Raw genomic sequence first — 9,353 nt, forward strand, 5'->3', positions numbered from 1 at the left:
CCTCACCTGTGGGGGAGACGCTGGTGTTTCAGGGCATCCGAGAGTCCCGGAGCCGCAGGACGGCTCCGGGACTCTCGGTGACACCGGGGTGCGATCAGAGACCGGCGACCAGGTTGGTGACCGGCTGGGTGTTCAGGCCGGTGACACCCTCGACGGTGCCGACGACCGTGTCGACCAGGCCGGAAACCGGGGCCAGGCCGTTGACGGCACCGGTCACGGTGTTGAGGGCGTTCACGGACAGACCGCCGGAGACGTTGTCCAGCTCGGCGTCCGAGATCTCGACGGTCTCAACCTGGGGGGTGGAGTTCATGGGGGAACTTCCCTTCATATGGATATTTCACAAGGGGGGAGCGGCCCCCTCTGGGGACAGACGACGGCCGCGACCGCGGGCGCCGGGCTCCCGTCTCCGGAGGCCCGCCGGACCCCCGCGGTGCGATGGATCAAAGCACGCAGGCGGCGCGCTCTTCCAATCAACCAGGGCTCTCACCTGGGAACTTGGCTCGCGAACCGGTTCATCCGTGCAGGTGCGCGCACCGCTTGTCGGCGACTCCTTCACATGCCGCGCGGCATCGTCGCGTCCGGTGCCTTGCCCGCCGTGCCGCGAATCCGGCAGTCCTCGCCAAAGGCGTATCCCGGGGCGCGCGGTTGTGCAGATAACCGGGCGCCGGTGACGCGGCTGGGTGGTGGATGTGCAGATTCGCTGAAGGAGGGATTCCACTTCGCGTTCTGAGCTGACCGTTACCGATCGGTGGCTGAGCGTGTCCGGCCGTCCGGTGGCCGAAACTGTCAGCCCAGCAGTGCGTAGACGGTGCTCGCCCGGGCGGCGAGCGCACCCGAGGCGGCATCGCTCAACGTCACGTCCGCGAACGCCATCCGGCGCCCCAGCTTGGTCAGGACCGCTTCGATCAGGACATCCGCGCCGGTCACCGCCCGCTGGAACGAGGTCGACTGCTGGACCGTCGTCATCGGCACGAACCCGCCCCGGGCCGCCGACACCGCGATCACCGTCGCCGTGTCGGCCGCCGCCATCAGGGCCTGCCCCGACAGCCCGCCGCCCTCCCGGGCCAGCCGGTCCGACCACGGCAGCCGCAGCACGGCACGGTCCTCGCCCACCGTCTCGACCGCGAGCCCGAGTTCCCGCACCCAGGGCGCGAAGCGGTCGGCGAGGATCTTGTCGGCATCGGCCCTGGTCATCGTCATACGGCGGATTCTTCCCGGGCGCCAGGGGCGACACACGGAGCGTGGCCGATTCGCCGCGCCCGCACGGCAGTCGGGAACCGGAATTGAACACACCGCGCGGCCGGCGCGTACCTACGGCCATCCAGGCGCCGATACGAACCCGATACGAACTGCCGACGAGCGGCAGACCCCCGTCCCAGGAGGTCGAGAAGTTTGAGTCACAAGCGAATGCCGAAGCGCAAGGCCGCGATAGCCGTGGGCGGTGTCGCGGCGCTCGGCGCGGCGGCCCTGCTGCTGCCCCACGCCAACGCGTCCCAGGACCAGGGCGGCGCCATGGCGGGGGGCACCGCGGACGCCAAGACCCTGAAGGCAGGGGACGCCTCGGACCTCGCCGCCCAGGTGCAGAAGATCCTCGGCGACGCCTTCGCCGGCTCCTACTACGACAGCGGCAAGAAGCAGCTCGTCGTCAACGTGGTCAACGGGGACGACAACGTCGTCGTCCAGGCCGAGAAGGCGGGCGCGGTCGTCCGGCAGGTCCGCAACAGCACCGCGCAACTCACGTCCGCCGCGCGGACGCTGAAGGCCAGGGCGACCATCCCCGGCACCTCCTGGGCGGTCGACCCGCGCACCGACAAGGTCCTCGTCACGGCCGACTCGACGGTCACCGGTGCCAAGTGGGACCGGCTCCAGTCCACCGTGCGGAGCCTCGGCTCCGGCACCGCCACCCTGAAGAAGTCCGCCGGCACCTTCAAGACCTTCGTCTCCGGCGGCGACGCCATCTTCTCCCAGGTGCAGGGCGGCAACGTCCGCTGCTCCCTCGGCTTCAACGTCACCGCATCGGACGGCAGCCCCGCCTTCCTGACGGCCGGTCACTGCGGGGTCGCCGCCAAGGACTGGTCCGACTCCCAGACCGGCGAGCCCATCGCCACCGTCGACCAGGCCACCTTCCCCGGCGAGGGCGACTTCTCCCTCGTCAAGTACAACGACCCGGGCACGCAGGCGCCCAGCGAGGTCAACACCGGCGACGGCCAGACCGTGCAGATCAAGCAGGCCGCCGACGCCACCGTGGGCACGACCGTCTTCCGGATGGGGTCCACCACGGGGCTGCACGACGGCCAGGTCACCGGCCTGGGCGCCACCGTCAACTTCCAGAGCGAGACCGACCCGAACGGCGTCGACACCGTCACCGGCCTGATCCAGACGAACGTGTGCGCCGAGGCCGGCGACAGCGGCGGCTCCCTGTTCACCCAGGACGGCAGCGCCCTCGGACTCACCTCCGGCGGCAGCGGCGACTGCACCAGCGGCGGCGAGACCTTCTTCCAGCCGGTCACCACCGCGCTGCAGGCCACCGGCGCGACCCTCGGCGACGGCGGCGCCGGAGCGGGCGCCGGCAACGGTGCGGGCGACGGCGGCAACGGTGCCGGCGACCAGGCGGGTGCCGGTGACCAAGCCGGTGCCGGCGACCAGGCGGGTGCCGGTGACCAGGCCGGAGCAGGTGACCAGGCGGGTGCCGGTGACCAGGCGGGTGCGGGCGACCAGGCGGGTGCCGGCGGTGACCAGATCGGTGGCGGTGCCGACCCGTCGGACCCGGCCGGCTCGGCGGGCGAGCAGTCCGGCACGGGCGCCGCGCACGACGGGTCGTCGTCGGAGACCGGCGGCCACTGAGCGGACCGGCCGGTCCCCGCGCAGCGGACCGGCCTCCCGTACTCCCCGCCGGCCCGCCCCCCCTCGGTCCGGCCGGCGGGGAAGGGTCCGGCCCTCCGGCGGGAGGGCCGGACCACGCCGCCGTGGCGGGTCAGCCGTCGTCGCACGCGCGCAGCAGCAGCACCGCCACGTCGTCCACGCCCTCCCGGGACGCCGCGCTGTGCCGGATCAGCGCGTCCGCCAGGTCCTCCAGCGGCTGGTCGCCCAGGTCCGAGAGCAGCCCGCCGAGGTCGACCAGCGCGTCCTCGATGTCGACACCCGGGGACTCCACCAGGCCGTCGGTGTAGAGGACCAGCACCGAGCCAGGGGCCAGGGACACCTCGGTGGTCGGATACACGGCCCCGGCGTCGATCCCGAGCAGCGGGCCCCCGGCCAGGTCCAGCACCCGCACCCGCCCGTCGGGTCGGCGCAGCAGCGGCGGCGGATGACCCGCCCGCGCCATGACGGCCCGCCCGTGCGCCGGGTCGAGCCGCAGATAGAGGCAACTGGCGAACAGGTCGGCGCCGAGATCGATCAGCAGCCGGTTGGTGCTGCTCATCACCTCGTGCGGCGCCTGCCCCACCGTGGTGTAGGCCCGGACCCCGGTACGGATCTGCCCCATCAGGCCCGCCGCGGTCACGTTGTGCCCCTGGACGTCCCCGATCACCGCCGCCGCCAGCGGCCGGGTCGGCACCAGGTCGTAGAAGTCGCCGCCGATCTCCATGCCGTGGGTGGCCGGCAGATAGCGGGCCGCCGCCTCGATGCCGGGCGGCGGGGCCAGCGAGTGCGGCAGCAGCGCCTGCTGGAGGCCGTGCGCCAGCCGGTGCTTGGCGTCGTAGAGCAGGGCCCGCTCCAGGGCCTGCGCGATCAGCCCGCCGAGCGAGGTAAGTACCGCCCGCTCGTCCGCGGGGAAGGGATGCGGCTCGGAGTAGGCCAGCACGCAGGTGCCGACCGGGCGTCCGGACGCGATGAGCGGCAGGTACGCCCAGGCCGCGAAGCCGTCCGGGGTCTCGTGCCGTTCCGGGTACAGCCGCTCCAGCTGGTCCTGCGTGTCGAAGAACGCGGGCACCCCGCTGTTCAGCGCGTGCGTGCCCGGGGTCCGCTCGGACAGCGGCAGCCCGTTGAACCGCTCCACGATGTGCGGGTCCGGGTACCCCCGGTGCCCGAGCACATGCAGCCGGCCGCCCTGCGAACGGAGGATCACCATCGCCCGGCTGCCCGCGGCCGGTGCCACCTCGTTCCAGACCAGCTGCACCACGTCCTCCACCCCCACCGCCTCGGTCAGCGCGCCCGCGAGGCTCAGCACCTGGGAGATCGTCACCAGCCGGGACGGCCCCGGATCCTTCCGCGGGGCGCTGTGCGCCACGTCCGCCACCCCCCGGGCCCGGTTGATCCGCACGCTCAGCCCGGTGGTGCTCGGATACATGTGGAACGACAGCCACTCGCCGGGCGGGCGCATGGCCACGAACGACGCCACCTGCTGGCTCAGCAGCGCCGCCCGGTACCGGTCCTCGTACACCGGGTCGTTCAGCCAGGGAACCGACACCCAGAGCAGCGAGCCCAGCAGCTCGTCCGCCGGTCTGCCGAGCAGGTCGGCGGCGGCGGCGTTCACGAAGCCGATCCGGCCGTGCAGATCCAGCGACAGCAGCCCGTACGGCAGCCGCGACACCATCCGCACCGCCTCGACCGAGCCCAGCGTGCCCGCCACGCCCGCGATCGGCGCCGCGACCACGTCGGGCCCGTGCCCCAGCGGCCGGTTGGCCTTGGCGGCCCGTTCGAGCCGCAGCGCCAGCCGCTCGCAGGCCGCCAGCAGGTGGTCCCGCTCCCAGTCCGACAGCTCGGCGGGGTGGGCGCCCGGCCAGGTCACGTACACGGCGCCGTACATCGCCCGCTCGGTCGCCACGGGCGCCGCCGCCAGCGCGAACGGGTACGGCAGCACCACGGCGATCCGCGGATAGTGCTGGGCCATCTGCTCCTCGCCGCCCACCCACACCAGCCGCTTCTCGCGCGCCGCGTCCGCGACCGGGACCCGCGCGCTCAGCCCGACCCGTTCCCACGGCGCGGCGAACGCCCGGGGCATGCCCGCGTGCACCACCATCTCCAGGACCGGTTCGTCGGGCCTGAGCAGATACACCGCGCCGGAGTGCGCGTGCACCTCCTCCAGCATCGAGGCCAGCGCGAGGGACAGCACCGGCCGTGCGGCGGGTGCCGCCTCGGCGGCCCGCGCCTGTCCCGGCCCCGGCTCGTCGGACACGCCGACCACCTCCTCGTACGGCCGCGCGTCGCGCCTCGGGCACAAGACTCCCTCGGGGCGGCGCCCCGCGCACGGCGAACGCTCCCGAGGCCGTGTATGTGCCCCCGTGCGACGGAACGCCGCACTCCGGGGCCCGGCCGTCTCCCGGCCCCGGCGCCGACCGGGCGGCCGGGACGCAGGAGGGGGCGCGGGGGGTGGCACACGGTCGCGGCAGGGGGTGCGACGAGGGCGCTCACCTGGCATGTCGCCGGGCCGACCGGCGGCGTGTGCCCCGCGCCCGCCCTGTTGCGCCCGTCTGCCGGGGCGCCCGGCGGTACGGGAGAAGCATGGGTGGTGTACGGGTTCCTCATGTGCGCCCCTGTCGCGCCAGGATGGCTGATTTTGGACGTACGGGCCGATGCGGTCGCGCCGCGCGTGCCGGAGCGGTCCCGTGCCGGGGCGCAGGTGCGCGTGTCGGCCGAGGAAGGCGGGTGCCCGGCCGGCGCCGCCCACGGCGTGTCCCGTCATGGCGCGGACGGCGGCCCCGGCGTGTCCGCTGGCCGAATCATCACCCCTGATCAGGGGCGGGTTGGGCCGGCCCGGCGGACGGTGCGGCGGTGTACGGGCCCCGCGCGGCCGGGCGGCGGAAACTGTGCCGGTCGGGGGCCGGACAGCGGCGTTGTCCCGTCCGCCCGGTTTGCGGGCGGGATGCCGGGGCACCCGCGGGGGCGCCGGTCCGCTCATGGACCGGGGCCCGCGAGGGCGCTGACGAAATGGCTGAACGGTGACGCCGGAGGACCGGCAGAGTACTCTCCGTTCAACTTCAGGGGGTTGCTTGTGTGTGACTCACCGTGAAGACTGTGGCCGAGTTCCATCGAAACGAAGGTGTCTCGGAGTGCGCATCATGCCAATCACGGGGCGGCATGCGCGTCGACTGCGTATTCTCACACCGCGATTTCGAACGGCCGGGGCAGCGTGCCCGCAGTCCGTTCACGAGCCGGGAGGGTTCCGCGCGATCGCTGCGCGGGAGGTATCGCCGAGGGGATGGGTTATGTCGGACGGGCGTGTCACACGACGGGGATCGCTGCGGGGCCGTGGCCGGCCGCGCGGCCGCCGCGTCCTCCACCGCATCTGTTGAGGGTCTTCATCCGCTGAGGGCCTTCGGCCGTCCCTGAGCCGGACCGGCGGCGACCGACCGTCCCGCCGCACACGAGGAAGCTCCCGGCGTCAGGCGCGCTTCCCGTTCCCATGTCCCGGCAGCGGTGGCACAGCCGTGCCCGGGGCCGCTCGCGGTCCCGCCCGCCGCCGTTCCCCGGCATCCGCCGTGTGCGTGACTCCTGTGTGCCCGCACGCGCTAGCAAGGAGACAAGGTGATCAGCAAGCAACCGACGGGACAACGCCTCCTCCTGGAGGAGTTACCCGACCGCTGGCGGCGCTTACGCGAGGCCGGGCCGCTGCGGTACGACGAGACACAGGGCGTCTGGCAGGCGCTGGACCACGCGACCGTCGCGACCGTCCTCGCCGACCCGGCGACGTACTCGTCGGACATGTCCTTCCTGGCCCCCACCCAGGCCGACTTCGAGATTTTCACCCAGGGCAACTTCGTCGCCATGGACCCGCCCGAACACCGCAAGCTGCGCACCCTGGTCAGCCAGGCGTTCACGCCGCGGGTCGTCCAGGGGCTCGCCCCCCGGATCGAGGCGGTGTGCGCCCGGCTGCTGGACGCCGTCGCCGACCGCGACCGGTTCGACCTGGTCGACGCGCTGGCCTATCCGCTGCCGATCATCGTGATCGCCGAACTGCTCGGCATCCCCGCTGAGGAGCACCGGCTCTTCCAGGAGTGGGCGAGCGTGCTGTTCGGCGGCGACCAGCTCGGCGAGGCGCCCGACATGGCCGATCTGGAACGGGCGCTGGAAGCCATCGCGCCCACCGTGCGCGAGATGAACGGCTACATGCTGGACCACATCCGCGCCCGTCGCGCCGCTCCCGGCGACGACCTCACCAGCAGACTCATCGCCGCCGAGGTGGACGGCGTCCGCCTCGGCGACCAGGAGATGGTCGGGTTCGTGGCCCTGCTGCTGGTCGCCGGGCACATCACCACGACCGCGCTGCTGGGCAACGCCGTCGTCACCTTCGACCGGCACCCCGGCGCGGACTCCGCGCTGCGCGAGGACCCCGCCCGGATCCCGGCCGCCGTGGAGGAAGTGCTGCGCTGGCTGCCGCCCTTCCCGGAACTGGGCCGCCGGGTCACCCGGCCGGTGGTCCTCGCCGGCCAGGAGATCCCCGCCGACACCCTGCTCATGGCCCATCTGGGCGCAGCCAACCGGGATCCCGCCCGGTTCGACGCACCCGATGTCCTCGACGTGACCCGGAACCCCAATCCCCATCTCACCTTCGGGCACGGCATTCACTTCTGTTTCGGAGCGCCCCTGGCCCGGCTGGAGGCCCGGATCGCCCTGCAGATGTTGCATGAACGATTCCGCATGCTGGCGATCCCCTCCTACGAGGACATCGTCCACCAGAACCCGGCCGTCATCATCGGCGTCCGTGAGCTGCCCGTCGAGGTCGGCAGACCGTAGCCCGAGCGCGCGCAGCGCTCCCGGCCGGCCCCCGCACCGCTCCTCACGGGCCGTTCCGGAAACATCCGCACATGAGACCCATCCAACGGGAGTCCCCTTCTCATGCCGTACATCATCCCCGCCGCTCCGGCCGCTTCCCGGACACCGTCCCTCTTACGCCGGGAACTGCAGGACCGTCTCGACGCCCTCGCCCGGACCCACCGGGTGCCCGGTGCCCAACTGGCCCTGGCCACCGGCACGGAACTCATCGCCGTGCACACCGGCACGGCCGACGTGACGACCGGCAGTCCCCTCACCCCCGACACAGCCGTCCCCCTGGGCTCCCTCACCAAGCCATGGACCGCCGCGCTCGTCCTGCTCCTGGCCGACGACGGCGACCTCGACCTGGACGAACCCGCCGCCGGACACCTCCCGGAACTGAGCGGCCTGCCCGAGGTGACGATCCGCCACCTGCTCAGCCACACCGCGGGCCTGCCCACCGGGCCCGATTCGGACACCGCCGCGACGACCACCGCCGCCCGCTACCTCGCGGCCGTCTGCACCCGCCGTGACCTGCTGTTCACCCCGGGCACCGACTTCTCCTACTCCAACGCCGGCTATGTCGCCGCCGGACGGCTGGTGGAGACGGTCACCGGCATGCCCTGGCCGGAGGCGGTCCGGGCCCTGCTCCTCGAACCCCTAGGTGTCGTTCCCGCGTGCGTCGCCGACACCGCGCCGGCGCGCCCCGTGGCCGCCGGACACGCCGTCAACACGGCGACGGGGCAGGCGCGTCCGGCCCGGCAGAACCTCGCGCCGCTGGAGGCGCCGGCCGGAGCGCTGCTCGCGAGCGCGCTGGACCTGGCCGCGTTCGGCAACGCGCTGATCGGCCGCTCGGACCTGCTGCCACCCGCCGTCGCCAAGGAGATGCGCCGCCCGGAGCCCGCCGCCCGCTCCGGCGCGCTGGCCGACGGCTGGGGCCCCGGACTCGCCCTGTACGAGCGGGACGAGCGTGCGTGGTACGGCCATGACGGCAACGCCCAGGGCACGTCCTGCCATCTGCGGGTCGACCCCGAGAGCGGCACGGTGGTCGCCTTCACGGGCAACGCGGGCGGCGCCACGGCGCTCTGGCGCGACCTCGCCGGCGAACTGGCCCTGCTGACCGGCCTGCGCGTGCCCGCGGGCGCACGGGACCTCGACCGGGGCCGCCCCGTCGACCTGCCCGACTGCGTGGGCACCTACCGCAACGGCGGCACGACGTACCGCGTCGCGCCCGGACCCGACGGCTCGCCCGCCCTGTCCGTGGACGGCGACGTGCCCATCCGGCTGGTCTGCTACGCCGACCTGTCCTGCGATCTGCTCGATCCGGCCACCGGGCGTGTCGAACCCGGGGGCCGCTTCCACCGGGATCCGGCCACCGGCACGGTCGACCGGGTCCAGATATCCGGCCGCACCGCACGGCGCACGGACGACGGCTGAGCGGAGGTGCCGGGGGCTGGGTGCCGGAGCGGTGCCAGGGCCGAGGCCGCTGCCGGTTCCGGTGGCCGTCGGGAGCACGGGGCGCCGCCGCGCAGGGCTCGGTGGTGGTGGTCACCGGGCCCGGGGGCCGGCCGTTGGCCCGGTGCTCGCGCCACCGGCCGACCGGGCCTGTAGTCCGTTCCGTTCCGGCTCCGGGCCGTTGCCCCGGCCCACCCGCACCGCCA

At 73.6% G+C, this 9,353-nt stretch carries 6 protein-coding genes; 3 read left to right on the forward strand and 3 right to left on the reverse strand.

What is annotated here, in order from left to right; all coding sequences use genetic code 11:
* Positions 1–94 precede the first annotated feature (94 nt).
* Both ACF073_RS09705 and ACF073_RS09710 read right to left on the reverse strand, forming a co-directional pair.
* A complete protein-coding gene (locus tag ACF073_RS09705; RefSeq protein WP_392068055.1) occupies positions 95–310 on the reverse strand; it encodes a type A2 lantipeptide in 216 nt (71 codons plus the stop codon).
* A 476-nt stretch (positions 311–786) separates the two neighbouring features.
* Positions 787–1,200, reverse strand: a complete 414-nt coding sequence (locus tag ACF073_RS09710) for a PaaI family thioesterase (protein ID WP_392068057.1) — start codon at positions 1,198–1,200, stop codon at positions 787–789.
* A gap of 207 nt (positions 1,201–1,407) precedes the next feature.
* Here ACF073_RS09710 and ACF073_RS09715 point away from each other — a divergent pair, with 207 nt between their 5' ends.
* Positions 1,408–2,844 carry a S1 family peptidase gene (locus ACF073_RS09715; protein ID WP_392068905.1) on the forward strand — a complete coding sequence of 479 codons (1,437 nt, stop codon included), beginning with the start codon at positions 1,408–1,410 and terminating at the stop codon, positions 2,842–2,844.
* A gap of 130 nt (positions 2,845–2,974) precedes the next feature.
* On the opposite strand, the gene ACF073_RS09720 is transcribed toward ACF073_RS09715, so the two are convergent.
* On the reverse strand, positions 2,975–5,125 hold the full coding sequence (locus ACF073_RS09720) for a SpoIIE family protein phosphatase (RefSeq protein ID WP_392068907.1): 2,151 nt from the start codon (positions 5,123–5,125) through the stop codon (positions 2,975–2,977).
* Between the two features lie 1,340 nt (positions 5,126–6,465).
* On the opposite strand from ACF073_RS09720, the gene ACF073_RS09725 reads away from it, so the two are divergent.
* Entirely contained in the window at positions 6,466–7,674 is a 1,209-nt protein-coding gene (locus ACF073_RS09725) for a cytochrome P450 (protein WP_392068058.1), read from the forward strand.
* A gap of 102 nt (positions 7,675–7,776) precedes the next feature.
* Complete coding sequence (locus ACF073_RS09730) at positions 7,777–9,129, forward strand: serine hydrolase domain-containing protein (protein ID WP_392068060.1); 1,353 nt, start codon at positions 7,777–7,779, stop codon at positions 9,127–9,129.
* Positions 9,130–9,353: the final 224 nt, after the last annotated feature.

This window comes from Streptomyces sp. NPDC015171 (assembly GCF_043079545.1).
Classification (GTDB): domain Bacteria; phylum Actinomycetota; class Actinomycetes; order Streptomycetales; family Streptomycetaceae; genus Streptomyces.

Coding starts and splice junctions, on each gene's coding strand:
- ACF073_RS09705 (WP_392068055.1), bottom strand. CDS start 310: ATGAACTCCACCCCCCAGGTTGAGACCGTCGAGATCTCGGACGCCGAG.
- ACF073_RS09710 (WP_392068057.1), bottom strand. CDS start 1,200: ATGACGATGACCAGGGCCGATGCCGACAAGATCCTCGCCGACCGCTTC.
- ACF073_RS09730 (WP_392068060.1), top strand. CDS start 7,777: ATGCCGTACATCATCCCCGCCGCTCCGGCCGCTTCCCGGACACCGTCC.
- ACF073_RS09715 (WP_392068905.1), top strand. CDS start 1,408: ATGCCGAAGCGCAAGGCCGCGATAGCCGTGGGCGGTGTCGCGGCGCTC.